24 protein-coding genes and 2 pseudogenes are annotated in these 24,496 nt (G+C 69.3%); 6 read left to right on the forward strand and 20 right to left on the reverse strand.

The genetic code is table 11. The features are described from left to right. Nucleotides 1-386: 386 nt before the first annotated feature. The gene (locus tag BM362_RS00005) at nt 387-1,850 is read right to left on the reverse strand and encodes an FAD-binding oxidoreductase (protein ID WP_093571836.1); all 1,464 of its coding nucleotides are present in this window, start codon (nt 1,848-1,850) and stop codon (nt 387-389) included. Further along, nucleotides 1,847-2,491: a TetR/AcrR family transcriptional regulator C-terminal domain-containing protein gene (locus BM362_RS00010; RefSeq protein ID WP_067588059.1), complete on the reverse strand. Its 645-nt coding sequence runs from the start codon at nt 2,489-2,491 to the stop codon at nt 1,847-1,849. The genes BM362_RS00005 and BM362_RS00010 overlap by 4 nt, the downstream gene beginning before the upstream one ends. A gap of 74 nt (nt 2,492-2,565) precedes the next feature. Here BM362_RS00010 and BM362_RS50430 point away from each other — a divergent pair. Continuing rightward, nucleotides 2,566-2,835 (forward strand): annotated as a pseudogene (locus BM362_RS50430) (ester cyclase); the annotation flags it as partial. A 176-nt stretch (nt 2,836-3,011) separates the two neighbouring features. Here BM362_RS50430 and BM362_RS00020 read toward each other — a convergent pair. From BM362_RS00020 to BM362_RS00035, 4 genes are all read right to left on the reverse strand, one after another. Next, nucleotides 3,012-3,701, reverse strand: a complete 690-nt coding sequence (locus BM362_RS00020) for a maleylpyruvate isomerase family mycothiol-dependent enzyme (RefSeq protein WP_093571837.1) — start codon at nt 3,699-3,701, stop codon at nt 3,012-3,014. Nucleotides 3,702-3,715: 14 nt separating this feature from the next. Beyond that, nucleotides 3,716-5,422: a GMC family oxidoreductase N-terminal domain-containing protein gene (locus tag BM362_RS00025; protein WP_093571838.1), complete on the reverse strand. Its 1,707-nt coding sequence runs from the start codon at nt 5,420-5,422 to the stop codon at nt 3,716-3,718. Between the two features lie 60 nt (nt 5,423-5,482). Continuing rightward, nucleotides 5,483-5,665, reverse strand: a complete 183-nt coding sequence (locus BM362_RS00030) for a hypothetical protein (protein ID WP_093571839.1) — start codon at nt 5,663-5,665, stop codon at nt 5,483-5,485. Nucleotides 5,666-5,789: 124 nt separating this feature from the next. Then, nucleotides 5,790-6,929 carry a GuaB3 family IMP dehydrogenase-related protein gene (locus BM362_RS00035; protein ID WP_067588045.1) on the reverse strand — a complete coding sequence of 380 codons (1,140 nt, stop codon included), beginning with the start codon at nt 6,927-6,929 and terminating at the stop codon, nt 5,790-5,792. Nucleotides 6,930-7,100: 171 nt separating this feature from the next. Between BM362_RS00035 and BM362_RS00040 the strand changes: the two genes are divergently transcribed. Continuing rightward, nucleotides 7,101-8,336 (forward strand): MFS transporter, encoded by a 1,236-nt coding sequence (locus BM362_RS00040; RefSeq protein WP_093571840.1) that lies wholly within the window; start codon nt 7,101-7,103, stop codon nt 8,334-8,336. On the opposite strand, the gene BM362_RS00045 is transcribed toward BM362_RS00040, so the two are convergent. After that, the gene (locus BM362_RS00045; protein ID WP_167545171.1) at nt 8,288-8,413 is read right to left on the reverse strand and encodes a DUF3574 domain-containing protein; all 126 of its coding nucleotides are present in this window, start codon (nt 8,411-8,413) and stop codon (nt 8,288-8,290) included. The genes BM362_RS00040 and BM362_RS00045 overlap by 49 nt on opposite strands. Before the next feature lie 232 nt (nt 8,414-8,645). Then, entirely contained in the window at nt 8,646-10,157 is a 1,512-nt protein-coding gene (gene guaB, locus BM362_RS00050) for an IMP dehydrogenase (protein WP_067588039.1), read from the reverse strand. Nucleotides 10,158-10,296: 139 nt separating this feature from the next. Between guaB and BM362_RS00055 the strand changes: the two genes are divergently transcribed. Beyond that, nucleotides 10,297-10,692 (forward strand): DUF5319 domain-containing protein, encoded by a 396-nt coding sequence (locus tag BM362_RS00055; RefSeq protein WP_009072430.1) that lies wholly within the window; start codon nt 10,297-10,299, stop codon nt 10,690-10,692. A gap of 115 nt (nt 10,693-10,807) precedes the next feature. Here BM362_RS00055 and BM362_RS00060 read toward each other — a convergent pair whose 3' ends face one another. The 7 genes and pseudogenes from BM362_RS00060 to BM362_RS00085 all read right to left on the reverse strand — a co-directional run bounded on the left by BM362_RS00060 (nt 10,808) and on the right by BM362_RS00085 (nt 15,757). Further along, on the reverse strand, nt 10,808-11,101 hold the full coding sequence (locus BM362_RS00060) for a hypothetical protein (protein ID WP_067588036.1): 294 nt from the start codon (nt 11,099-11,101) through the stop codon (nt 10,808-10,810). A 62-nt stretch (nt 11,102-11,163) separates the two neighbouring features. Then, on the reverse strand, nt 11,164-12,102 hold the full coding sequence (locus BM362_RS00065; protein ID WP_067588033.1) for an anti-sigma-D factor RsdA: 939 nt from the start codon (nt 12,100-12,102) through the stop codon (nt 11,164-11,166). Then, on the reverse strand, nt 12,103-12,675 hold the full coding sequence (locus BM362_RS00070; RefSeq protein WP_067588030.1) for a sigma-70 family RNA polymerase sigma factor: 573 nt from the start codon (nt 12,673-12,675) through the stop codon (nt 12,103-12,105). A gap of 323 nt (nt 12,676-12,998) precedes the next feature. Next, on the reverse strand, nt 12,999-13,595 hold the full coding sequence (locus tag BM362_RS00075; protein WP_020662719.1) for a response regulator transcription factor: 597 nt from the start codon (nt 13,593-13,595) through the stop codon (nt 12,999-13,001). A 131-nt stretch (nt 13,596-13,726) separates the two neighbouring features. Next, nucleotides 13,727-14,551 (reverse strand): hypothetical protein, encoded by an 825-nt coding sequence (locus BM362_RS48635; protein WP_425285688.1) that lies wholly within the window; start codon nt 14,549-14,551, stop codon nt 13,727-13,729. Nucleotides 14,552-14,572: 21 nt separating this feature from the next. Continuing rightward, nucleotides 14,573-14,782 (reverse strand): annotated as a pseudogene (locus BM362_RS50435) (hypothetical protein); the annotation flags it as partial. A 69-nt stretch (nt 14,783-14,851) separates the two neighbouring features. Beyond that, the gene (locus BM362_RS00085) at nt 14,852-15,757 is read right to left on the reverse strand and encodes a MerR family transcriptional regulator (RefSeq protein WP_198545480.1); all 906 of its coding nucleotides are present in this window, start codon (nt 15,755-15,757) and stop codon (nt 14,852-14,854) included. A gap of 247 nt (nt 15,758-16,004) precedes the next feature. Here BM362_RS00085 and BM362_RS00090 point away from each other — a divergent pair, with 247 nt between their 5' ends. Beyond that, on the forward strand, nt 16,005-16,307 hold the full coding sequence (locus BM362_RS00090; RefSeq protein ID WP_067588170.1) for a WhiB family transcriptional regulator: 303 nt from the start codon (nt 16,005-16,007) through the stop codon (nt 16,305-16,307). Nucleotides 16,308-16,313: 6 nt separating this feature from the next. On the opposite strand, the gene BM362_RS00095 is transcribed toward BM362_RS00090, so the two are convergent. Further along, nucleotides 16,314-16,955: a TetR/AcrR family transcriptional regulator gene (locus tag BM362_RS00095; protein WP_067588024.1), complete on the reverse strand. Its 642-nt coding sequence runs from the start codon at nt 16,953-16,955 to the stop codon at nt 16,314-16,316. 93 nt (nt 16,956-17,048) lie between these two features. Between BM362_RS00095 and BM362_RS00100 the strand changes: the two genes are divergently transcribed. Beyond that, nucleotides 17,049-17,789 carry an SDR family NAD(P)-dependent oxidoreductase gene (locus BM362_RS00100; protein ID WP_067588021.1) on the forward strand — a complete coding sequence of 247 codons (741 nt, stop codon included), beginning with the start codon at nt 17,049-17,051 and terminating at the stop codon, nt 17,787-17,789. A 321-nt stretch (nt 17,790-18,110) separates the two neighbouring features. On the opposite strand, the gene groL is transcribed toward BM362_RS00100, so the two are convergent. Together groL and groES are read right to left on the reverse strand one after the other, a co-directional pair. Then, a complete protein-coding gene (gene groL, locus BM362_RS00105) occupies nt 18,111-19,724 on the reverse strand; it encodes a chaperonin GroEL (RefSeq protein WP_067588018.1) in 1,614 nt (537 codons plus the stop codon). A gap of 98 nt (nt 19,725-19,822) precedes the next feature. Beyond that, nucleotides 19,823-20,116 carry a co-chaperone GroES gene (gene groES, locus BM362_RS00110; protein ID WP_009072407.1) on the reverse strand — a complete coding sequence of 98 codons (294 nt, stop codon included), beginning with the start codon at nt 20,114-20,116 and terminating at the stop codon, nt 19,823-19,825. 336 nt (nt 20,117-20,452) lie between these two features. Here groES and BM362_RS00115 point away from each other — a divergent pair, with 336 nt between their 5' ends. After that, entirely contained in the window at nt 20,453-22,366 is a 1,914-nt protein-coding gene (locus tag BM362_RS00115) for a peptidoglycan recognition protein family protein (RefSeq protein WP_093571843.1), read from the forward strand. Between the two features lie 32 nt (nt 22,367-22,398). On the opposite strand, the gene BM362_RS00120 is transcribed toward BM362_RS00115, so the two are convergent. Both BM362_RS00120 and xrtP read right to left on the reverse strand, forming a co-directional pair. Further along, a complete protein-coding gene (locus BM362_RS00120) occupies nt 22,399-23,727 on the reverse strand; it encodes an XrtP-associated glycosyltransferase (protein ID WP_067588167.1) in 1,329 nt (442 codons plus the stop codon). Between the two features lie 53 nt (nt 23,728-23,780). Then, complete coding sequence (gene xrtP, locus BM362_RS00125) at nt 23,781-24,287, reverse strand: exosortase P (protein WP_067588012.1); 507 nt, start codon at nt 24,285-24,287, stop codon at nt 23,781-23,783. Between the last annotated feature and the right edge of the window lie 209 nt (nt 24,288-24,496).

Consider the following 24,496-nt stretch of genomic DNA (forward strand, 5'->3'; position numbering starts at 1 on the left):
GATCTTGAGTTGTCCTCACAAACACCCATGATCACGCGGTGGCCGCACCCATCTCACCAACCCCCTCCAGCAAGATCACGAACTACAGCTGGAGTTCTAACCGGGATAACCACTCACGACACCCAGGCCGACCCCAGCGCCGGGCCGCACCCCGTTGACCAAGGTCCGTGAGGGGAACCCTGACGGAATCAGAGTCTCTCAGGGTTCCCTTCACAGACAGCGGGGCGAGGTCGGCGGACGCTGACTTGCTGCGCCTTCGGCGGGGCGGGGCGGTCTTGGCTGCGCCGCTGGTCCGGACGGGGCCGTTTCGTACTGGGGTTAGGCGATGAGCGGGGTGTCGTGAGTGCCTATGCCGGTTCTAACCGGCATAGGCACTCACAAGCCCCTCACACAGACTGAGCGAACTTGAATAACACGTTGGGGTCGTACTTCTTCGCCACCTGGTCCAGCCGGGCCGCGTTGTCGCCGTAGTAGGCCGACTTCCAGTCCGGCAGGTCCGGGTCGATGTAGTTCACGTAGCCGCCGCGCGCGCCCGCGTCCGCCAGTCCAGCGACCACAGTGGACACAGACTTGCGCGCGGTGTCCTGGCTGCTCGCGGTGGCCGGAGCGTAGACCTGAATGCTGGCCAGCGCCTTCCGGTGCGGGAACGCCGTGGCGGTCGGCGCGATGTCGCCCACCGCGCCGCCCAGGCCGTCGATCAGCAGGTCCATTCCCTTGTGCCCGGAAGCGAGATCGGCGATCTTCCCGCCCTCGACCGGATCGGTGATGATCCGCGACGACCCCACGAAGGTCTGCCGCTCGGAACTGCCGGAGAAGTAGTTCATCGCCGCGCCGTAGCCGAGGGTTTTCATCGTGCGGCTGGACGGCGTCACCGAAAATCCGCTGAGCGCCGACGTCAGGCCAGCCGAACTGCCCACGAACGCGCCGCCGACCCGGCACGCCCCGCCCGGGCCGCCGGAAACCACGCAGTTCGACCACAGTTCGGGCGGAGCGCTCGGCAGCCAGCGCTGCCACGCGTCGACCACGTCGCTCGCCGAACCGGACGGGAACTTCAGCGAAAACACCGTGACGGTCGGCGCTTCCACGGTGGTGAAGGTGAACGAGGTGACCACGCCGAAGTTTCCGCCCCCGCCGCCACGCAGCGCCCAGAACAGGTCGTCGTCAGCTTGCGCGCTCACCGTGCGCAGCTTGCCGTCCGGCGTGACGATCCGCGCGGACTGCAGCCGATCGCAGGTCAGCCCGTATTTACGGGTCAGTACGCCGATTCCGCCGCCGAGCGCGAGCCCGGCAATGCCGACAGTCGGGCACGAACCCGCAGGCAGGCAACGGCCCGCCTTCGCCAGTTCCGAGTAGACGTCGCCGAGTTTCGCGCCCGCGCCGATCACCACCTGGTCGCCTTGGACCTCCACGCCGGCCATCCCGCCGACGTCGATCACCAGGCCGCCGTCCGGCGCGGAATACCCGGCGTAACTGTGCCCGCCGCTGCGCGCGGCGAGCGGAATCCGCCCGCCGGCCGCTTCGACACAGGCCTGCACATCCTCCGGCTTCGCGCATTTCGCTACCGCAGCGGGATTGCGTCCGTCGAAAAGCGGATTGAACGCCCGCTTCGCGGTGGCGAATCCGCCCTCGGAAGGAAGTACGAGGTCGCCGGAGAGTTTGCCGCGCAATGCGTTCCAGTCCGGCGGCCCGGACGGCTTCGAGCTGGTGCTCGGCGGGACGGACGCTCTCGTCGTCGGGCTGGTCTGCGGCACCGACGGTCCCGGTTTCGCGGTGCAGGCCGCGGCCACCGCGCCGACCGCCGTCAACCCGGCGGCGCGCAAGAACGTCCTTCTCCCCAATGTCATGTTCATTCAGACGCCTCAGACCGTGAGTGGGTTGCGAAAAGTCCGGCCAGTAATGCCCGAAGGGCGAATGCGAACCGCTCGCCGTGCCGGGGACCGTCCCGCAGCGCTTGCGCGAGCAGCGGAAAGCGTTCCTCGTCAAGGTGCGCCAGACTGTCCACATCGGACCGTGTGCCGGGGGTGCGGCCAGCCTCGGCGAGCGTGTGGCCGAGAACGAAAGTCATCACGGCGTTCACCATGTCGAGTCCGCGCGCCGGCGGCAACTCCAGCAGCCGCAGTGCGGTTTCGGCCACCCGCAGCGACTCCGGGCTGACCGCGGGGCGGGTCGCGGCGAGCGGCAGCACGCCCGGATGCGCGAGCAGCTGCTCCCGGTACGCCCGGGCCACCCGGCCCAGCCAGCGCTGGCCGGACTCGCCCGGTTCCGGCTCGATCGCGGCCAGTGCCGGAACGAGCCGGTCGATGAGGGCGTCGAGCAGCGCTTCCTTGTTCGGCACGTAGTGGTAGAGCGTCATCGCCTCCACGCCGAGTTCGGTGCCGAGCTTGCGCATCGACAGCGCGGCGATGCCGTGCTCGTCCACGAACGCGAGCGCGGCGTCCACGACCCGCTCCCTGGTCAGCCCGGCGCGCGGCCGGGCCCTCCGATCGGACACTGGCCCCCCTTGACGTTTCTTACATCGTAAGGTACCACTGCTCTCGTCTCTTACAGCGTAAGAATCGAGGAGCCATGACCGACCCCAAGACCGTTCTGCGCCGCTTTCTCGCCATCGTCGACAGCCACGACCTCAGCGACCTGGACACCGTGGTGGCCGAGGACGTCACCGAATCCGGCCCGGTCGTGGTCGACGCGCCGACCGGCGGGCTCGCGGCTTTCCGCACCGGCTGGACGCAGATGCTGACCGCGTTCCCCGACCTGCGCGTCGCCGTCGATTCGCTGCTCGCCGAAGGCGACCAGGCCGCCGCCACGGTGACGCTCACCGCCACCAACACCGGACTACCGCAGAGGCTTCGCGACCGGCAACCGCGGAACGTGGCGCGGTTTCGTCCTGGCGCGGGTGACCGACGGGCGGATCTGCGACCTCGACATTCAGACCGACCGGCTCGCGATCCTGCGGCAACTGGGCATCGTCGGCGACGACGACGAACTCGCCGCCGCCCGGCAGTCCAGCTGAATCAGATCAACGGCGCCATCTCCGGCACCGGCCCGGAAAGCGCGGAACCGTCGCCGCGGCCGGTCAGCCAGGCCAGCACCGTGCCCGGCGTGCCCGTGACGAGGTCACCGCCTTCGCCGAGGGTCCAAGTGCGGACGCCGTCGGTGATGCGGAACGAGGGCAGCGGACGCGGGCACATCCGGATCAGCGTCCCGGTCACCGCTTCGAGATGGTCGCCGAGCACTGCGGTGACGCTGTCGAAATCGTGGCCAGCGTCGAGGTCGGCGAGGTGGATCGTGGTCTCGGACAACCGCAGGGTGAGCACGTCCGCGCCGGTCAGCGCACCGCCGCGGCGGTGCCGGACCGGAGCCGACCACGCCTCCTCCGGCAGCCGTGCGGCGTGGTCGGTCAGCCGTTTCCCGGACGCCACGAGGTCGGCCGCGATCTCCGCCGGAGCACGGCCAGCGCCAGCCTCGATGTCGTCGTCCCGCGCGTTGCCCGGGCCGTACATCGACCGCTCGACCCCGGTTTCCGCCCAGGTCAGCAGGTTGCCGAGGGCGTCGGCGTTACGCGCGAGATGGGTGAGCAGATGCGCGCGCGTCCAGCCGGGCAGCGCGCTCGGCTCACCGAAGGCCGAGGCCGGCATGGCCTCGGCGACTCGCGCCCATTCGTCGTGCAGTTCCCGGATCCGGTCCAGCGCCGCAGTGGTCACCGGGCGATCTTAGGTCAGCGGCGCAGTGCCGCGGGCGCGTTCGCCGGAACCGCCGGGTTCTTCGGCGCGACCGGCTCCATCCGGGTGTACCCGCTGCGCTGCTCCGGCCGCTCGTCGGCCTCGCCCTTGTTGGGCCAGAACGAGAACGCCCGCTCGGCCTGCGCGGCAATGGTGAGCGACGGGTTCACCCCGAGGTTCGCGGTGATCGCCGATCCGTCCACAACGGACAGTCCGGGATAGCCGTAAACCCGGTGGTACGGGTCGATCACACCGGAGTCGGCGCTGTCGCCGATCGGCACGCCGCCGATGAAGTGCGCGGTGAGCGGGATGTCGAAAACCTCACCCCAGGTGCCGCCCGGCATGCCGCCGATCCGTTCCGCGGTAAGGACGTTCGCCTCGTGCCCGGCCGGGATGAAACTCGGGTTCGGCTCGCCGTGGCCCTGTTTCGACGTGTACTTCCGCCGTCCGAACAGGCCGCGCCGGGTGTAGGTGGTGATGGAATTGTCGAGGCTCTGCATCACCAGCAGAATCACCGTGCGCTCGCTCCACCGGTACGCGTTCAGCAGTTTCGCCGACTGCGCCGGGTGCTTGATCAGGAACGTGAGCGCCTGCCGCCAGCGCGGAACGCTCGAAGACCCGTCGGTGGCCACGGTTTGCAGCAGGCTCATCGCGTTGCTGCCCTTGCCGTAACGCACCGGTTCGATGTGCGTGTTCTCGTCCGGATGGATCGACGAGGTGATCGCGACCCCGCGGCTGAAGTCTTGTTCGGGGTCCACCGCGGTACGCGCCGCGCCGATGATCGCCTCGGAGTTCGTCCGGGTCAGCTCGCCGAGCTTGCCCGACAGCTTCGGCAGCGCGGCCGTGTCCTTCATGCGGTGCAACAGGTTCTGCGTTCCCCAGGTGCCCGCGGCGAACACCACCTGCGCCGCGGTGACCGTGGTCCGGAACCGCCGCGAACGCGTGCCGGTCTTTTGCAGCGTGATCTCGTAACCCTTGCTGTGCGGGCTTACCGACGTCACCGTGGTCAGCGGAATGACCTGCGCGCCGTCCTTCTCCGCGAGATACAGATAGTTCTTCACCAGCGTGTTCTTCGCGCCGACCCGGCAGCCGGTCATGCACGAACCGCATTCGGTGCACCCGACCCGGTCCGGGCCTGCTCCGCCGAAGAACGGATCCTTCGCCGTCTCGCCCGGTTTGCCGAAATACACCCCGACCGGTGTGGCATGGAACGAATCCTCGACGCCCATTTTCTTCGCGACGTCGCGCATCACCACGTCGGACGGCGTGATCGTCGGGTTCGTGACGACGCCGAGCATGCGGCTGGCCTGGTCGTAGTGCGGCGCGAGTTCGCTTTCCCAGTCGGTGATGTGCGCCCACTGCCGGTCTTGGTAGAACGGCTTGAGCGGGCGGTACAGCGTGTTCGCGTAAACCAGCGAACCGCCGCCGACTCCCGCGCCCGCCAGCACCATCACGTCGTTGAGCATGTGGATGCGCTGGATGCCGTAACAGCCGAGCTGCGGGGCCCAGAGGTAGCGCTTGAGATCCCAGGACGTCTTGGCGAACTCGTCGTCGGCGAACCTCCGGCCCGCCTCGACCACCGCGACGCGGTAGCCCTTCTCGGTCAGCCGCAACGCCGCGACGCTGCCGCCGAACCCGGAACCGACCACGAGGACGTCGTAGTCGGGTTCTTGCCGCGCGGTGGTGGTGTTACTGGCAGTCACAGGAAAGAGCGTAACCCTCGGGGAGCCGCCAGGCCAGAGTTAAGTTACTGACGAGTTACCTCAGCGGGTCTTGCGCCTCGGCCCGAACCGGAACAGCTCGCCGAGTGCCCGGATGATGGCGGGCCACTCCGCCGGTTCCGTCCCGCGCAACGCCACGACCAGCGCGAGCAGCCGGATCAGCAGGCTGCCCACGACGATGCCGCCGAGCCACCAGGTCGACGCGGACTCCCCCAGCAGTGCCATCCGCTCACCCTTCAGGCGCGACACCGAACTCCAAAGATAACGAAAGTATAACGGAGACGGGCGCGCTCCGGACCTTCCGGCACAAAAAAGGCCCCCGCGAAGGGGGCCTTTTTCGCGAAATGCCTCAGCCGCGCACGGTCAGCCCGACGCGCTGGAACTCCTTCAGGTCCGAGTACCCCGTCTTGGCCATCGCGCGGCGCAGCGCGCCGAACAGGTTCACCACGCCCTCCGCGTCCGAGGACGGGCCGAACAGCAGCGTCTTCAGGTCCACCGCGTAGTCCGAGTCCGGGCCGGCCACCACGCGCGAGCGCGGCAGCGACGGGTGCGCCGCCGCAGCGGTCCAGTACAGGCCCTGGCCCGGGGCGTCCGAGGCGGTCGCCAGCGGGGCGCCGAGCATGACCGCGTCCGCACCGCAGGCGACCGCCTTCGCGATGTCGCCGGACGTCGTGATGCCGCCGTCGGCGAGGACGTGCACGTAGCGGCCGCCGGTCTCGTCGAGGTAGTCGCGACGGGCGGCGGCCGCGTCCACGATCGCCGTCGCCATCGGGGTGCCGATGCCGAGCACGCGGTCGGTGCTGGTGACGCCCTCGGTGTAACCGTGGCCGACGATGACACCCGCCGCGCCAGTGCGCATCAGGTGCATGGCGGTGCGGTAGTCGCTCACGCCGCCCGCGATCACCGGCACGTCGAGGCGGCCGATGAACTCCTTGAGGTTGAGCGGTTCCGCGTCGCGCTGCACGTGCTCGGCGGAGATGATCGTGCCCTGCACGACCAGGATCTCCACACCCGCGGCGATCAGGTCCGGCGTCAGCTCCGCGGCGTGCTGCGGGCTGACCCGCGCGGCGACCGTCACGCCGGATTCGCGGACCGTCTTGATCGCCTCGGTCAGCAGGTCGAGCCGGACCGGCGCGGCGTGCAGCTCCTGCAGCTCGCGCACGACCGCAGTCGGGTCTTCGCTGTCCTCGGCCGCGCGGACGAGGCGGAAGATCGCCTCCTCGACGCATCCGTGCCGGGCCCACAGTCCTTCGGCGTTGAGCACGCCGAGGCCGCCCAGCTCGCCGATCGCCACCGCAGTCCCCGGCGACACGATCGCGTCCGTCGGGTGGGTGACCAGCGGCAGGTCGAACCGGTACGCGTCGATTTGCCAGGCAGTGGACACCACCGACGACGACCGCGTCCGCCGCGACGGCACGATCTCCACGTCATCGAGGTCATACGCCCGCCGCGCCGTGCGGCCCATGCCGATCTCGACCAGATCCCGCACGTGATGTCCCTTCTCGCGCCTGACGCCTTCACTGTCCATTGTCGCGAGTCGACCCGGGTTACCTGCGCGCGGGGGACCGTTGCGGTGGCGACAACCACCGGTTGTGCGCGCGGTTGTTTGCCACCGGCGCGAGCGGATGGTTGGCTGCCCGGCTGAGCGAGGGGGACGGATTTGGCGCTGGGCAAGGACTTTCACCGGCTGTGGCTGGCGTACGCGGTCAGCGTCGCGGGCACCTACTTCGCCCTCGACGCCTTCTCGATCATCGCGGTGCGGGTGCTGCACAGCAGTGCCGCGCAGGTGTCGCTGCTGGCCGGAGCCGGGCTCGCGGTCGGTTCGCTGGCGGCGCTCCCGCTCGGTCCATGGGTGGAATTCCGGCGGAAACGACCGGTGCTGATCGCCATGGACCTCGTCCGGTTCGCCGCCCTGCTCACACTGCTGCCCGCGTACCTGCTGGACCTGCTGACGTTCGCCCAGCTCGTGGCGGTATCGGTGCTCGTGGCCGCGGCGAACATCGCGTTCACCTCGGCGAGCGGCGCGTATCTGAAATCACTCGCGGCTGGTCCAGACCTGCTCACCGCCAACGGCCGGTTCGAGACGACACTGTGGACCGCTACCGCGCTCGGCCCGCCAGCGGGCGGCGCGGCAATCGGATTCTTCGGCCCGCTGGCCACTGTGATCCTGGACGCGCTCAGCTACTTGCTCTCCGCGCTCTCGCTCTCGACGATCCGCACCCGCGAGCCCCAACCAGCCCGCCCCGCCGCCTTCCGCGCCGCGGACCTCGCCGAGGGCTGGCGCTACCTCTTCCGGCATGCCCGGCTGCGGATGCTGTTCCTCAACTCCTGCCTGGTCAACGGCCTGATCATGGCCACCTCGCCGGTGCTGGCGGTGCTACTGCTCGGCGAACTCGACCTGCCGACCTGGCAGTACGGGCTCGCGTTCGGCATCCCGTGCCTCGGCGGCCTGGCCGGCTCCCGGCTCGCCCGCGACCTGGTGCCGCGCTACGGCCGGGTGCGGCTGCTGCCGATCCTCGCCGCGGTCCGGACATGCTGGGTCGTGCTGCTGGCGTTCGTGCCGCCCGGTATCGGCGGGCTGTTCTGGGTGATGGCGGTGGAGTTCGGACTGATCGTCTGCGCGGCGGCGTACAACACCGTCCTCGCGACCTACCGGCTCGAAGAGACCGAAGACGGCTACGTGAGCCGGATGTTGTCCGCGTGGCGGATCAGCAGCAGCGCCAGCACCGCCGGACTGACGCTGCTGTGGGGTTTGGTGGCGACGTGGCTGGGCACGCGCGGCGCGCTCGGACTGGCGGGCGCGTTGATGCTGGCGACGCCGTTGCTGCTGCTCGGCTGGAACCGCGCTCAGAACGAGACGCGCGCGGTGGAATCGGTCCACAGCACGGATTCCTGATCGAACAGATGCTGGTAGTCGGTGCGGATCTGTTCGAGGTCGCCGTTCGCGTGCTGGTTCGTCGGCGGATACCGCACGATCGAATGCTCCCGGTCACCTCGCCGCCGTGCGGTTCGGCGGTACCGAAGTACAGCTCGGTGCGCTTCCGCAAGGAACTGTCCGGCGAATCCGCCGCGGCCGCGGAAGCCGACCCTCCCCGAGCACCACCGCCGTCAGCACGAACCTCCGGGAAAACCGCATTCGCCCGCTCCCTCGCCGTCACCGGGAGATCCGGTGTGGCGGGGAGGCGGAGCGGGCGAACCGGGTCGATCAGCGGGTCGTGTAGTTCGGAGCCTCGACGGTCATCGTGATGTCGTGCGGGTGGCTTTCCTTCAGCCCGGCCGCGGTGATCCGGACCAGCTGCGCCGCCTGCATCGCCGCGATCGTCTCCGCGCCCGCGTAGCCCATACCCGCGCGCAGACCGCCGACGAGCTGGTGGACGACGTTCGACAGCGGGCCGCGGAACGGGATCCGGCCCTCGATGCCCTCCGGCACCAGCTTGTCCTCGTTGAGCACGTCGTCCTGGGCGTAGCGGTCCTTGGAGTAGGACTTCGCCTCGCCACGCGACTGCATGGCGCCCAGCGAGCCCATGCCGCGGTAGACCTTGAACTGCTTGCCGTTCACCAGGATCAAATCGCCCGGCGATTCCGCGGTGCCCGCGAGCAGGCTGCCCAGCATGACCGTGGACGCGCCCGCGGCGATGGCCTTCGCGATGTCGCCGGAGTACTGGATGCCGCCGTCGCCGATCACCGGGACGCCCGCCGGACGACAGGCCTGGTCCGCCTCGTAGATCGCGGAGATCTGCGGCACGCCCACGCCCGCGACGATCCGCGTGGTGCAGATCGAGCCCGGGCCGACCCCGACCTTCACGCCGTCCACGCCCGCGTCCACCAGTGCCTGCGCACCGGCCCGCGTCGCGACGTTGCCGCCGACGACGTCGACGGTGTCGCCCAGTTCCTTCTTCAGCAGCCGCACGGTCTCCACGACCGCCCGGGAGTGGCCGTGCGCGGTGTCGACCATCAGCACGTCCACCCCGGCCTCGGCCAGTGCCATCGCGCGCTTGTGACCGTCCGGGCCGACGCCGACCGCGGCACCGACGATGAGACGGCCGTCGGGATCCTTCGAGGCCTTCGGGTACTGGTCGGTCTTCACGAAGTCCTTGACCGTGATCAGGCCGCGCAGCTTGCCCGCGCCGTCGACGATCGGCAGCTTCTCGATCTTGTGCCTGCGCAGCAGCCCCAGTGCGGCCTCCGCGGTGACGCCGACCTGTGCCGTCACCAGCGGCGTCCGGGTCATGACCTCGCTCACCAGGCGGGTGTGGTCGACCTCGAACCGCATGTCGCGGTTGGTGATGATGCCCACGAGCGCGCCGGAGGCGTCGGTGACCGGGACGCCGGAGATGCGGAACCGCGCGCACAGCGCGTCGACCTCGGCGAGGGTATCGTCCGGGGAGCAGGTGACCGGGTCGGTGACCATGCCCGCCTCGGACCGCTTCACGACCTCGACCGCCGCCGCCTGCTCCTCGATCGGCAGGTTGCGCTGCAGCACGCCGACGCCGCCCTGCCGCGCCATGGCGATCGCCATCCGCGCCTCGGTGACCGTGTCCATCGCGGCGGAGACCAGCGGAACGTTGAGCTTGATGTTGCGGGTGAGCTGCGTGCTCGTGTCCACCGCGCTGGGCACCACGTCCGATTCCGCGGGCAGCAGCAGCACGTCGTCGAAGGTCAAGCCGAGCATCGCGAACTTGCTGGGCACTGCGGGGGTGATGCTTTCGCTGGTCATGAGGGGCGAAGGGCCTTCCTGGCGGGAGTGGGCTGGAGTCGCGGGCAGCGGTGCCTGGCGTGGGCCGAGGGGCCTCGGGCCTTCCCCGCATGATATCCGGGCCGGGGCCCTGGCCCGGGCGGGTGGCCCGGCGGGTAGCGTGCAGGCCGTGCCGCACGATGTGTTGCCCCCCGATCCGTTCGCGGACGACCCGGACGATCCGGCCCGGGCCATCCCCGACCCCGACGACCACCTGGAAGAGCCGATCAGCGCGGACGAGCGCACCGAGCTGCTGGCCGACCTGTCCGATCTCGCCGTATACCAGGCTCTGCTGGAGCCTCGCGGGGTTCGCGGCATCGTGGTCGACTGCGGCGAGTGCGACGAACCCCACTATCACGACTGGACGCTGCTGCGCGCGAGCTTGGAGCAGCTGCTGTCCGACGGCCGGATGCGCCCGCACGAGCCGGCGTTCGACCCGAACCCGACCGACTACGTGAGCTGGGACTACTGCCGCGGTTTCGCGGACGGGGTCACCGCGAACGAAAGCGCGTACTGAGCGTTCGGCCCTGAAGAGCCTGAAAAGAAGGTCCTGGTGAGCTTGGCCACCAGGACCTTCTTCGTGGGCGCGGACAAGTTGTCCCCAGCTGTGTCGACTTGTGGACAACCCCTGGTCAGCGTCGGTGCTTCATGCTCTCCGCCTGGGCGATCATCGCCCGCTCGGTCAGGTTCGGCCACGGCGGACGGCGCACAACGGCCAGTGTCGCGAGCGCCGCCGCCACGAAACCCGTGCACGCGCCGATCAGCGCGATCCGGCCCTGATCCGTCGCGGGCGTCCACGTCACGCCGTCCGCGTTGACCGTGTACAGCCCGACCGCATGCCCCGGCCCGCCTCGGCGGCCCTGCCGCGTGACAGTGACCAGCACTGTTCCGCTCGCGGTCTCGTAGGGCTCTCCGAAAACCAGCATCGCGCCTCCCCGTCGATACGAAAAAGGCCCCGGCACTGTCCGTGCCGGGACCTTCGGAAAAGCTAGGAGCCGCTGGTGCCGTTCGGGGCCTGTACCCCCTGCGACGACTCGTTGCGCGGGCTGCTGCCCGTGCCCGGATCGTTCGGGGTGGCGCTCGGCGACTGAGGCGGCGAGCTCGGCGTGGACGTGACCGGCGGCAGCGGCGTCACCGAGGTGACCGGCGGCGGGTTGTTGGTGTGGCCGGTGCCCGGCAGCGAGGTCGACTGGCCCGGCGGCTGCGCCGCACTGCTGACCGGGTCGTGCGCCGGCGGAACAGCAGGCGACGTCGACGACTTCTGGTCCGTGGGCGGGGCCGTCGGCTGACCGAGCTGCGCGGCCAGTTCGCGGTGCTGCTGCATCAGCTGGTTGCGATTGTCCGCGTCGGTGACCTGGGTGAGCGCGGCCTGCGCGTCGGCGAGCGCGCGCCGGGCGTCGGCGAGCCGGTTGTCAGCCAGCGCCAGGTTCGCCTTCTCCAGGTCGAGCTTCGCCGCGGCAGCGGCCTCGACGGAGCGGGCGTGGTCGGCGTAAAGCACCTTCGTGAGGCCCCACAGCGTGTCGCCGGGCTGGGCGTCCCGGGCGGCGAGGCCGGTGCCGGTGAAGGCGATCGCGGCGGCGGCGCACGCGGCGGCCACCGGCACGAGATAGCGGCGGCGACGGCCGCGGCTTTGGTACTTGCGCGCCAGCGTGGCGGTCTTCACCGTGGTGATCGCGGTGTCGACGTCGACCAGCTCGGCGAGCGGCTCGCTGTCGATGTCGCGGCGCCACGCGAGCAGCAGCGCGTTCAGTTCCTGGTCTCCGAGCCCGTCGGCGACAACCGGATCGGTCCCGCCGAGCGCGTCGAGGAGCGCGTCGTCGGCCTGGATGGCCGTGAGGTCGCCGTCGGCTTCCGCTTCGTACCCGGTCAGGCCGCTGGCCTGCGCGGAAGGTGACAGGTCTCTGTCCCGGTCTTCGCGATCGGTCACTCAGATCACCTCCTCGGCGGCAAGCACCTTGCGCAGCCGGGCGAGCGCCCGGTGCTGAGCGACGCGGACGGCACCCGGCGTGGAACCGACGGCGTCCGCCGTCTCCTCCGCCGACAGCCCGACCACGACCCGCAGAACGACGATTTCCCGTTGTTTGTCCGGCAGCACCTGCAGCAACTGCGCCATCCGCTCGTTCAGCTCACCCTGGAGAGCACGTTGCTCCGGACCGACGCCGCCCTCGATCTCGTCGGGGATCTCGGCGACCGGCTCCGCCCGGTTGCGCGCCGCGGCGCGGTGCGCGTCGGCGACCTTGTGCTGGGCGATGCCGTAGACGAACGCCAGAAAGGGGCGGCCCTGGTCACGGTAGGAAGGCAAGGCCGTAAGCACCGCGAGACACACCTCCTGCGCAACGTCGTCTGCCGAAGCGAACGAACGCTCCTGCCTGCCAACCCTGGCGCGGCAATACCGCACCACAAGGGGACGAATGGCGGCCAGCAACCGCTCTACTGCCTGAGGGTCTCCCTCGACAGCGGCGGCGACCGGCTCGTCCAGTCCATCCCCCACAGTGGCCATCGCAGACAACAGTCCCAGCGTTACGTGTAGGCGTGCAAAGAATCCGGCGCGTGGTCGTCCCCGTCCCGCGCCGGTCACAGCTACCGTACCGTCGGAGTCCTACCAGACAACCGCCAGAGGTGGTGACCGGCGCGCCGGGCGCGGCCGGGCGGCGATTGTCGCAGGCAGACAGGCTGGGGCAGTGCCGTTACGCGGTGGGGACGCGGGCGAAGCACGGGAGCAGGGGCCAGGACAACAGGTACGGGCCAGGGCTTGGCTGCCCTGGCCCGTTCGTCACCGCGGGAATCGGATCGGAAGTCCCGTATTGGCTTGCTCCGCCTCGGTCAGGACACGAGACCGCGGCGGAAGCCGTGCGCCACTGCCTGCGCGCGGTCGCGGACGCCGAGCTTGCGGAACAGCCGCCGCGCGTGCGTCTTGACCGTGTCCTCGGAGAGGTACAGCTCACGGCCGATCTGGCCGTTGCTCTTGCCCTGGCTCATGCCGCGCAGCACCTGCAGCTCGCGCTCGGTGAGCTGCACGCCCGGGTCGGACGGCTGCCGCGGCGCGGGCACCGAGGTGCTGGCCAGGGTGTGCGCCAGCGCGGCGACCAGTTCGGGCCGCGAAGCGTCCCAGCGCAGGTAGCCGCGCGCTCCGCCGGCGATGGCGGCCGCGATGCTGCCCGCGTCGTCCGGGGCTCCGAAGACGATGACGTTCGCCTGGGGGTTCGCGGAGACGAGCCGGCGGGTTGCCTCGACGCCCGTCGGGACCGCGCGTTGCGTTCCGACCAGCACGACGTCGACCGGCTGACGGGTGTACCGGGCCAGCAGCTCGTCACCGTGCGCTACGCAGTCGATGCGACTGACCCCAGGCACCGCGGACATCACACGGGTGAGCCCTTCGCGGACACTGCGTCGGTCGTCGCAGATCAAGACCGTCGTCACGGGGTTTCCTTCCTGCAGCCGGGTGACATTCCACTTCCCCTATCGGACGCTTTAGCCCGAACCTTGACACGATCCGGTGGCTTTTTTTGAAGTTTCTTAGCCCGGATGCCGGAACGCCCGTTCCCGCAGGCCTACCCGGGTCCGATAGGCACCCACGGCGATTCGTGTGCGATGCGCATCACGCAAGGATCCGCGCGCCGTAACACTGCGTGCAACACCTGGCGGCTCCTGAATCGATACTCCTCGGCCCGGTCGTGGTCCACGTCAGCGGCGACGCGGTCCGCCACCCAACCAAGTGAATCGAGTTCATATTTTTCGGCGTCCGCGGCGGCTGCGACGAGGAGTTCCCGCGCCCCGTCCTGTCCGGCGGCGAGCAGCGCGACGCCGAGGACGATGCCGGACTTCACGATGTGTCGTCGAGCGTGCCGGGCGACGGCGGTCTCATAGGCGAGGCGGGCCGGGGCGACGGCCGCTTCGGGCTGTCCGGCGGCAAGCTCGATCTCGGCGCCCACCCAGCCGCCGCGGACGGTCGCCCGCCAGCGACGGTCGGCTTGAGCGGCTCGGACGGCCAGGCGGCGGGCGGCGGAGATGCGGCCGAGGGCGAGGTTGTCAGCGGCTAGGCCGAGGAAGGCGTCGGCTCGGGCACCTTGGAGATCGAGCCCGTCGGGGTCTTCGGTGGACTCGACGAGGCTGCCCTGGCTGGCGGATGTGCTGGGGCTCGCGGTGGCAGGCGGGGAACCGGTGGTGGCCGATGTTGATCCTGGGACAGGCGAATCCGCTCCGGTGCCAGCTGGGCCCGAGCCAACGCCACGCGAACCCGAACCGGCCGCGGCCAAGCCGCTACCAGCCAATCCCGGGCCGCTACCAGCCAATCCCGGGCCGCCGCCAGCCAATCCCGGGCCGCTACCAGCCAATCCCGGGCCGCCGCCAGCTGTCGCTGCCCCGCGCTCCCCCACTCCGCGCAGTCCGATTGCCAGCAGCGCCTCCCCATCGAGCCTCCGCGCCACCATGTGTGCGCCCAGCTGCCGCCGATGCGACGCCAGGGTGCTCGCCGCCAGCGAGGCTGTCAGCGGATTCCGGCCGCGCCGGAGCGGGTCGAGCAACTCCGCGGCCGCCGCGTACCGGCCGCGGGCACCCAGCACGATCGCCGCCAGGAGGCGTTGCCTTGGCGAGCCGTCGCGAGGTATCGAGTCCGCCGGGCCGGCGTCCGGGCCGAACGCGAGGGCCGTCAGTGCTTCTTCGTCCACTCGCCCTTTCTAGCGTGGAGCACCGACAAGAACGTGCTCCACACGGTCGGCCGCCGCGGAAAGATCCGCCAGCAACTCGACTTTCGGCGGCAACAGCGCCGGATCCCAGCCGGGGCCGCAGGCGAACAACCGGGTCCGCTGCCGTCCGCGAGACACGCGCGCGAAGAGCCGAGGGTCCGCGTTCGCCCGATTCGCCCACAACACCACCGCAGCGGGCGCGCTTCGCCGCACCGCTACCGACAACACTTCTTGTGGCAGCGCAATGCCGAAGAGCTGCGCGCCGATCCTTCGACCCGCAAGAGCGGCGGCGAGCGCGTACACCGGCATGTTGTCCCGTTCATCGGGCACGCACGCGAGAAGGACCGGCCGTTGGTTGCGAGGCTCGTCGAGGACCGGCGTCGCGCGCACTAATGCCGCGTACACGCACTCAGCGAGTAGGTACTCCACTTCTGCACCCGCGTGCACGCCTCGCCACCGCGCGCCGAGCGCAGTGAGAACGGGGTCGATCACGCCAGCCCACGCCTGAAGCACACCCAGCTCGCGAATAGCGTCAACGAGCATTCGCTGTACCGCGCCGACATCCATCGCCAACGCAGCAGTACTCAGACGACGCGCGAGCCGCGAAGGGACTTCGACGTCGTCAGCCGCTGTCTTCGTCTCCGTCGCCTCAGCAGGCTCGGCAGGCGCTGGCACGAAGTCCGCGCGCGGCATCTGCTCTAACGCGTACTGTGCGGCCTCCGCCGTCGAAGCGCCGCGAAGGAGCGCGCGCTGCATGAGTTCGAGACGGCCGATGTCAGAGCTGCCGTAACGGCGATGTCTGCCGTCAGTGTGGCGACTGGGACCGAGACCGTAGCGGCGGTCCCAAGTACGCAGGGTGGACGGCGCGACACCGAGCCGGCGGGCGACCGAGGCCACCGGCAGGGTGGGTTCTCCATCGCCTGATCCGGATCCCACCCGGTCAATATCCAGCCCGTCCGCGGTCCCGGCAACCCGAGCCAAAAGCCCTGCTCACACATCTGGGGGATGCCTAACGGCTGAATCGCCGCCGATCTATTGAACAACTATTGGCGCGCTTCTAACGTTACCGCCGTTGCACCGAATGGAGTATCGGCACCACAGCAGAGCAGCTAATGGCATCGACCGGATGACGGAGGCGGTCAGGATGGCAGACACGCGCAGGCTCCCCGGCCCCAACGCAGACATGTGGGACTGGCAGCTGGAGGGGTCGTGCCGGGGGATGGACAGCGGATCCTTCTTCCACCCAGACGGAGAGCGGGGACCAGCGAGGGCACGGCGCGAGGCCAGGGCCAAGGCGATCTGCCTGTCGTGCCCGGTGCTGGAGATGTGCCGCAAGCACGCGCTCGCCGTGCACGAGCCCTACGGCATCTGGGGCGGGCTGTCCGAATCGGAACGGGACCACATCATCAAGCAGGACAAACGCGCGCTGACCATGGCGCGCATCTGACTTTCATCACGGCGCGGAAGGGGCGGTGTCCACTGTGGACGCCGCCCCTCCGCCGTTTCCGGGCCACAGCGAGAGCGCGAGGTCGATGACTGTCATCAGCGAGTCGAGGCTGACACCGTCGCGCGCTTGCATGGTCAGTCCATAGAAGACAGTCGCGTACAGCGCACTGAGCGCGTCAATGTCCACAGTGGCCGCGAGGTCTCCTTCTTCCACTCCACGACGAAGGCGCTCACGAAGCTGACGTCGCACTTCGTCGCGTGAAGCAGCGAGAAACTTCCACACGGAGGCATTGGCTGGCGTGCAATTGGTAGCCGCCAGAACGACCATGCAGCCCTTCGGATGCCCCGGTTCCACGTACGCGCAAGCGTTGTTGCGAAGCATCGCTTCAACCGCCGCGCGCGCCGTCGGCTCTTCGGTCAACGCGCGCATCGTGTGCCGCCCGTAGGCGGATTGGTAATGCTCGATCGCTTCGCGGAACAGTGCCTCCTTGTCGCCGAAGGCCGCGTACAGACTCGGCGGCTTGATGCTCATCGCCTCGGTCAGCTCCGCCAGCGACGCACCGTCGTAGCCGCGCTCCCAGAACACCAGCATGGCCTGGTTGAGCGCGTGCTCGCGGTCGAACGCGCGCGGGCGGCCACGGGGTGACATGAACCACCTTCTTTAGTGAGCGATACAGAAGTCTTGACCCGACCCATCGTACGCGGCTATTTATTTAGTCATCACTACAGAAAGAGGTGGGGCATGGGCACCCTGGACGGCAAGGTCGCACTGGTCACCGGCGGAAGCCGCGGCATCGGCGCGGCGATCGCACTCCGGCTGGCCGAGGACGGCGCGGACGTCGCGATCACCTACGAACGCGCCGCGGACCGGGCGGCGGACGTGGTCGCGTCCATCGAGAAACTCGGCAGGCGAGGTCTGGCTCTGCGGGCAGACGCCGCGGACGCGGACGCGGTGACCAGCGCGGCCGACCGGACCGCGGCCGAACTGGGCGGGCTGGACGTGCTGGTGAACAACGCCGGAGTGTTCCCGTCGGCACCGGTCGAAGAGCTGACCACGGAAATGATCGACCGCACGCTGGCGATCCACGTGAAGGCCCCGCTGGTGGCGGCCCGGGCCGCGGTACGGCACATGAAGCAGGGCGGGCGGATCGTGTCGATCGGCAGCGATTTGGCGGAGCGCGCGCCATTCGTCGGATTGAGCCTGTACTCAGCGAGCAAGTCGGCGCTGACGGGGATGACCAAGGGCCTGGCGCGCGACCTGGGGCCGCGCGGAATCACGGCGATGGTGGTCCACCCGGGCTCGACGGACACCGAGATGAACCCGGCGGACGGACCGCATTCCGCGGACCAGTTGGCGCATATCGCGTTGGGGCACTACGGAAATCCGTCGGACATCGCGGCCGCGGTGGCTTACCTGGCGGGTCCGGAGGGCCGGTATCTGACCGGGACGTCGATCACGGTGGACGGCGGGTTCACCGCCTGATCGGCTTTCAGCGGTTCCGGACGCACCTCTAGCGCGACCACCGCACGGTACGCCGTCCGCTTGCCGGGTCGGGGCGAAGAGCTGGCATCGGGATCGCACTGCTGGACGGCCACCCCGTCGATGTCGCCGCGCTGAAGACTTCACCGCCGGCCGTGTTCACCGGAACGGCCGCGATGTTCGGGCGAGCGGGTCTCGCAGAGCTGGGCAGAATGTTCCCCAGCCTGCCGGTCATGCGGAAGCACCTGCCCCACGACGGAAAGCGGGGCGGCACTCCCCGAAGGGAATGCCGCCCCGCCGCAACAACGCAGAGGCTGATCCGCGTCAGTGCGAGTGCCCGTGGCCAGCGGCCTCCGGCTCTTCCTCGACCGGCTTCTCGACCACGGAGCTTTCCGTGGTGAGCACCAGCCGGGCGATGGACGCCGCGTTCGCGACGGCCGAGCGGGTCACCTTGACCGGGTCGACGATGCCGCCCGCGATCAGGTCGGTCAGCTCGCCGGTGGCGGCGTTGAAGCCCTGGCCCCAGCCCTGCTCCTGGACCTTGTTCACGATGACCGCGCCCTCGTAGCCCGCGTTCGTCGCGATCCAGTGCAGCGGGGCGGTGAGCGCGTCGCGGACGATGCGCACCCCGGTGGCCTCGTCGCCGGTCAGGCCGAGATCGCCCTGGAGTTCCTTGACCGCGTGCACCAGCGCCGAACCGCCGCCGGGCAGGATGCCCTCCTCGACGGCCGCCTTGGTGGAAGCCACGGCGTCCTCGATGCGGTGCTTGCGCTCGTTCAGCTCGGTCTCGGTGGCCGCGCCGACCTTGATCACGGCCACGCCGCCGCCGAGCTTCGCGAGCCGCTCCTGGAGCTTTTCGCGGTCCCAGTCGGAGTCGGTGGTCTCGATCTCCTTGCGGATCTGCGCGGTCCGCGCGGCGATGGCGTCCTTGGTGCCCGCGCCGTCGACGATCGTCGTGTCGTCCTTGGTGACGACGACCCGGCGGGCCTTGCCCAGCGAGCCGAGGTCGACCTCGGACAGCTTGCGGCCGATCTCCGCGGAGATGACCTCGCCGCCGGTGACGACGGCAAGGTCGTCCAGGAAGGCCTTGCGGCGGTCGCCGAAGAACGGGGCCTTGACCGCGACCGCGGTGATCGTCTTGCGCAGCGAGTTCACCACGAGGGTGGACAGCGCCTCGCCGTCGACGTCCTCGGCGATGATGAGCAGCGGCTTCTTCGCCTCGACGACCTTCTCCAGCACCGGGAGCAGGTCGGCCAGCGCCGAGATCTTCTCGCGGCTCAGCAGGATGTAGGCGTCCTCGAGGATCGCCTTCTGGTCCTCCGGGTTGGTCGCGAAGTGCGCCGACAGGAAGCCCTTGTCGAACTGGACGCCCTCGGTGATCACCAGCTCGGTCGCCAGCGTGGACGACTCCTCGATGGTGATCACGCCGTCCTCGCCCACGCGCTCGACGGCCTCGCCGAGCAGCTGGCCGATCGTCGCGTCCCGCGAGGTGACGGTGCCGACCTGGGCGATGTTGTCGCGGCCCTTGACCGGGGTGGCCTTGGCCTTGAGGACCTCGATGACCTTCTCCGCGGCCGCTTCGATGCCCTTGCCGACCGAAGTCGGGTTGGCGCCGGCGGCGACGTTGCGCAGGCCGTGCTTCACCAGCGACTGGGCCAGCACCGTGGCGGTGGTGGTCCCGTCGCCCGCGACGTCGTTGGTCTTGGTGGCGACGCTCTTCGCGAGCTGCGCGCCGAGGTTCTCGAACGGGTCGTCGAGCTCGATCTCACGAGCGACGGTGACACCGTCGAGGGTGATCGTCGGGCCGCCGAACTTCTTGTCGAGGACGACGTGGCGACCGCGCGGGCCGAGGGTGACCTTGACCGCGTCGGCGAGCTTGTTCACCCCGCGCTCGAGCGCGCGACGAGCGTCCTCGTCGAAACTGATCTGCTTGGGCATAACGCTTTCCGCTTACCTTTCGGTTGTCGTGCGACGCAAAACGCCCCGCACCCCGGCATGAGCGGGGCCCGGGGCGTCCTTGCGCTGCGAGTGACGCGTCAGTTGATGACGGCCAGCACGTCGCGGGCGGAGAGGATCAGGTAGTCCTCGCCGTTGTACTTGACCTCGGTGCCGCCGTACTTGGAGTAGATGACGACGTCGCCGACAGCCACGTCCAGCGGAACGCGGTTGCCCTTGTCGTCGATGCGGCCCGGGCCCACGGCCAGAACCTTGCCCTCCTGGGGCTTCTCCTTGGCGGTGTCGGGGATGACGAGGCCGGAGGCGGTCGTCTCCTCGGCCTCGCTCGTCTGGACAACGATCTTGTCCTCGAGCGGCTTGATGTTCACGCTCACCGGGTTGACCTCCACGGTCGTCGAAAGCGTCGGCATGATGACTGGTTACGGCTCATACCACCCCCGCCGTCGCGGGTGCCGGGGCGTGTCCGGGCCGTTCGATTAGCACTCTAGCCATGTGAGTGCCAGCTTCGCAAGGAGGGTCCGCCGGACCTGCCGAAACGTGAGACGAAAGCCGCTGACCGGCCCGTTTGCTCCGGGTCGCGCGCGAGCGCCTTCCGCGGGGCGGCAGACGGCCAAGACATCGCCGCCCCATCCGGGCGGATAATCCCCACCAAGTCCCCCGGCGACTGGTTGGATCCGCACAGACAGGCATCCCACCCCTGGAGTCCTCCTATGCTTCGCTCACTCCCGTGGCGGCTGGCCGCTGCCACCACCGGGCTGCTGGCGTTAGTCGCGGTCTCCGCGCCCGCCTCCGCACAGCCCGCCAACGAAGCCCGCCAGCGGGCCTTCGCCGACGCTGCCTCCGAATACGGCGTCCCGGTGGACGTCTTGCTGGCCGTCTCGTACCTGGAATCCCGCTGGGACACTCACTCCGGCGCGCCCAGCACCGCCGCCGGGTACGGCCCGATGCACCTCACCGACGTCCGCACCACCGGCCTGCGGACCAGCGAATTCGACCACCCCGGCGAAGACCCCCGCGGCGACGGCTCCCGTCCGCCCCTGCGCCTGCGGACGCTCGAAGCTCCGACTCCCCCGCCCGGCAGCCAAACCATCGACAAGGCCGCTGAGCTGCTGCACACCGACGCGGCGAAGCTCCGTACGGACGCCGAAGCGAACATCCGCGGCGGCGCGGCGCTGCTGGCCGAGTACCAGCGAGAGTTGGGCGTCAAGAGCGACAACGCGAAGGACTGGTACGGAGCCGTCGCGCGATACAGCGGCTCCGAGGACGTCACCGGCGCGCGCACCTTCGCCAACGAGGTCTTCGCCACCATCACCAGCGGCGTCACGCGTACGACCGACGACGGCCAGGCCGTCAAACTCGCCGCGACATTCGGCCTCACGCCGGACCGCGCGCAGGCGGACCGCCTCGGCCTGCGTGCTGGGAAGCCGCCGGCCACCGAGTGCCCGAGGTCGCTGTCCTGCGAATCGGCGCCCGCGCCGTTCCAGAAGATCGGCGACAGCTACGGCAACTACGACAAGGCCGACCGGCCGCGCGACCAGAAGATCGACTACATCGTCATCCACGACACCGAGGGCACCTGGGACTCGGTGCTGAAGCAGGCCCAGACCCCCGGTCAGACCGCGTGGCACTACACGGTCCGCTCCTCAGACGGCCAGGTCGCCCAGCACGTGCCGACCAAGGACGTCGCCTGGCACGCCGGGAACTGGTACCTGAACGAAAAATCCCTCGGCGTCGAGCACGAGGGCTTCGCCGCGCAGGGCACCTGGTTCACCGAGGCGATGTACCGCCAGTCCGCGAAGCTCGTGCGCTACCTCGCCCACCGCTTCGGCGTTCCGCTGGACCGGGCGCACATCCTGGGCCACGACAACGTGCCCGGCCCGAACGCGGACAAGATCAAGAGCATGCACTGGGACCCGGGTCCGTACTGGGACTGGGCGCACTACTTCGCCCTGCTCGGCGCTCCCCTGGAGCACGAGGGCGAACCGGATTCCAGTCTGGTCATGATCGATCCGCAGTTCTCCGCCAACCGCCCGGCGTTCACCGGCTGCGACCAGATCGGGTCCGGAAACCCCTGCCCGGGCCGGAGTTCGGGATCGGTCGTGCTGCGCACCGCGCCGAGCGAGTCCGCGCCGCTGCTGTCCGATGCGGGCCTGCACGGGGCTGAACCATCCACAATGGACGTCGCGGACATCGGCAGCCGCACGGCCACCGGGCAGAAGTACGCCGTCGCGGACACCCGCGGGGACTGGACCGCGATCTGGTACCTCGGCCAGAAGGGCTGGTTCCGCAACCCGGGCGACGCGCCGACCGCGTATCCGGCGGACGGATTCGTCGCGACGCCCAAGGAGGGCAAGCCGACCGTGCCGGTCTACGGGAGCGCGTACCCGGAGGCCAGTGCGTATCCGAAGGACATTCCGGTGCAGGAGCTCATGCCGCTGCCGTACCAGCTCGGCGCGGGCCAGAAGTACTCGGTCGGCGGGCTGACCGGCTCGGAGTACTACTCGGCGTCCTTCGACGTCGCGACCAACAAGGTCGTGCGGGGCAAGGCGAAGTACGTGGAGATCCAGCTCGGCCACCGCGTGGCGTACGTCAGCCGCGACGACGTCGACCTCGAACCCTCGTGAGTGGCGATCCCGGCGAGAACCGGGATCGCCACTCACGAGTCCAGAGCCACCTTGACCCCCGCGCCGGCCTCCGTATTACGCCGAGTCTTAGCCCACCCGTTACGCCCGCGCACCAGCCGGAACAACGCCCGCCAAGACGTGATGTAGAAGGTGTAGATGTAAGCCGCGTACAGCAGCCCCATCCCCACCCCACGCACAACATTCTTGCTGCGCAAGCATTTCATCTGGTAAATCGGACCCCACACGACGAACGGCAGCAGCCCGAACGAACCGTAGATCGCGAAAAGAATCCAAGCCCCGCCGGTGAACCACGTCCACACCTGGCCGGGATCGCCCGCGGTGCTCACCAGAAGCAGGATGAACGGCACCGGGTACAGCAGCGAGCCGAGCAGCTGCATCCACGGCTGCGCCAGGTAGTACATCATTTCCGCGGCGCCCAAAGTGGACACGTGCGGCGAGTCCCAGATCCGGCGCAGGTACCGCATGCACTGCATGGTTCCCTGACCCCAGCGCGTGCGCTGCACCAGGAACCGGCGGAGGCTGTACAGACCTTCTTGCGCCACATGCGAATCCGGCGTGAACCCGGTGCGCCAGCCCGCGGTGAGCAGGTGCACGCCGAGTTCGAAGTCCTCCAGCAGCGAACCGCGCCACGGGGCCAGTTCGCCGCCCGCGATCGAGTCCAATGCGGACAGCCGGGTGAACTGCCCGTTGCCGCCCATGGAGATCGTGCCGGTGAAGCCGCGGGAGGTCTGGATCGCCGCGATCGCGGTGCGGAACTCCAAGTCCTGCAGCTGGGCGAGCTTGAGTCCGAAGGCGCGGGAGAACCACGTGCGGCCGGGCGGACGGCTGCGGAAGTTGCTCATCCGGACGTCGAGCTGAACGGCGCCAACGGTTTCGTCGCCGAACAGATGGTCTGCCGCGCACACTTCGAGACAGTTCGGCGCGGGACGGCCGTCCGCGTCGACCACCACGACCACCACGCGGTCCCGATCCGCGCCTGGACCGAGCCAGTCGTCCAGCTCGCGGTAGGCGGCGTTGAGCGCGTCTCCCTTGCCCGTACGCGCTTCTGGGCGCTGACGGGCGACGAGGTGCAGATTCGGGTCGTAGCCGCCGTTGCGCCGCCACACCGAGCGCACGACGCGGGCGGTGCGGTCGTCGGAGTCGTCGTCCACGACCCACACGTGCGCGCGGCGGAAGGTGCTGCGCAGGTACTTCACCGTCTCGCGGATCACCACCTCCTCGTCGCGGCAGGGGACGAAGAAGTGCCAGGAGAAGTCGGCCGGGTCGCCGACCGGAGCGGGCTTGCGGCGCAGGTACGGCACGACGATCACCACGACGTACACCAGGAACGCGACGCTCATGGTGAGCGCGAACGCCTGCGTGACCGACAGCAGGATCTTCAGGCCGGAACCACTCACGCCGCGGCCCGTTTCTCGGCCTTCGTCTTCTTCGTCGCCAGCCACACGAACAGCACCAGCGAGATCGCGCCGCCGATGACGCTGACCAGCGAGCCGAGCAGCGTGTGGCCCCAGTAGTAGCCCTCGTCGGTGCCGAGCCCGTTGACCAGCCCGACGATGGTGAGAATTCGTAACTGATTAACCAGAATCACCGTGATCGCGGAAATTCCCAGCGAGAAAAACAGCCTCCGGGCATTCTGTGGCCGGAACCACAGAAGTGCGGCGGTCACTAATAGCAGCGGTAGAAGAAGGAAAACCGACGAGCATTCCGGAGTCATCCGCAACCCGAATGGAGTATCGCCGGACAACCCGAAGTAGACCGATTCCCGGTTTCCGGCCACATAGACCCCCGATGAGGTGATAACCCGGAGGATCACCCCGGCCAGTCGCACCTCCAGTTCCCGGTACCCGCGTTCCACGAGCACCAGCACCACCCCCGCGGCGAGCACCCCGAGCACCGCCATACGCAGCGGAAACCGGGATGCGCCTGACACCGGCGCGTTGACTGCTGTCACGACGACCCTCTCAAGAAGAAACCCAGCGGAACCAGGGCGGACCCGGCCACGGTCGTGTCCGCGGCAGCTTCCGCCCTTCGCCGGGCAGCCCCTTTCCGGGGACACCCGAGCAGCTTTCGGCATATTCTTACGCAAGCTTGCTAGTCCGTTAGGGTGAT

This window comes from Amycolatopsis rubida, from assembly GCF_900115345.1.
GTDB classification, from domain to species: Bacteria; Actinomycetota; Actinomycetes; order Mycobacteriales; family Pseudonocardiaceae; genus Amycolatopsis; species Amycolatopsis rubida.

Coding starts and splice junctions, on each gene's coding strand:
- BM362_RS00005 (WP_093571836.1), bottom strand. CDS start 1,850: ATGAACATGACATTGGGGAGAAGGACGTTCTTGCGCGCCGCCGGGTTG.
- BM362_RS00030 (WP_093571839.1), bottom strand. CDS start 5,665: ATGGCACTGCTGGGGGAGTCCGCGTCGACCTGGTGGCTCGGCGGCATC.
- guaB (WP_067588039.1), bottom strand. CDS start 10,157: ATGACCAGCGAAAGCATCACCCCCGCAGTGCCCAGCAAGTTCGCGATG.
- BM362_RS00060 (WP_067588036.1), bottom strand. CDS start 11,101: ATGCTGGTTTTCGGAGAGCCCTACGAGACCGCGAGCGGAACAGTGCTG.
- BM362_RS00070 (WP_067588030.1), bottom strand. CDS start 12,675: ATGGCCACTGTGGGGGATGGACTGGACGAGCCGGTCGCCGCCGCTGTC.
- BM362_RS00090 (WP_067588170.1), top strand. CDS start 16,005: ATGGCAGACACGCGCAGGCTCCCCGGCCCCAACGCAGACATGTGGGAC.
- BM362_RS00095 (WP_067588024.1), bottom strand. CDS start 16,955: ATGTCACCCCGTGGCCGCCCGCGCGCGTTCGACCGCGAGCACGCGCTC.
- BM362_RS00100 (WP_067588021.1), top strand. CDS start 17,049: ATGGGCACCCTGGACGGCAAGGTCGCACTGGTCACCGGCGGAAGCCGC.
- groL (WP_067588018.1), bottom strand. CDS start 19,724: ATGCCCAAGCAGATCAGTTTCGACGAGGACGCTCGTCGCGCGCTCGAG.
- BM362_RS00115 (WP_093571843.1), top strand. CDS start 20,453: ATGCTTCGCTCACTCCCGTGGCGGCTGGCCGCTGCCACCACCGGGCTG.
- BM362_RS00120 (WP_067588167.1), bottom strand. CDS start 23,727: ATGAGCGTCGCGTTCCTGGTGTACGTCGTGGTGATCGTCGTGCCGTAC.
- xrtP (WP_067588012.1), bottom strand. CDS start 24,287: ATGGCGGTGCTCGGGGTGCTCGCCGCGGGGGTGGTGCTGGTGCTCGTG.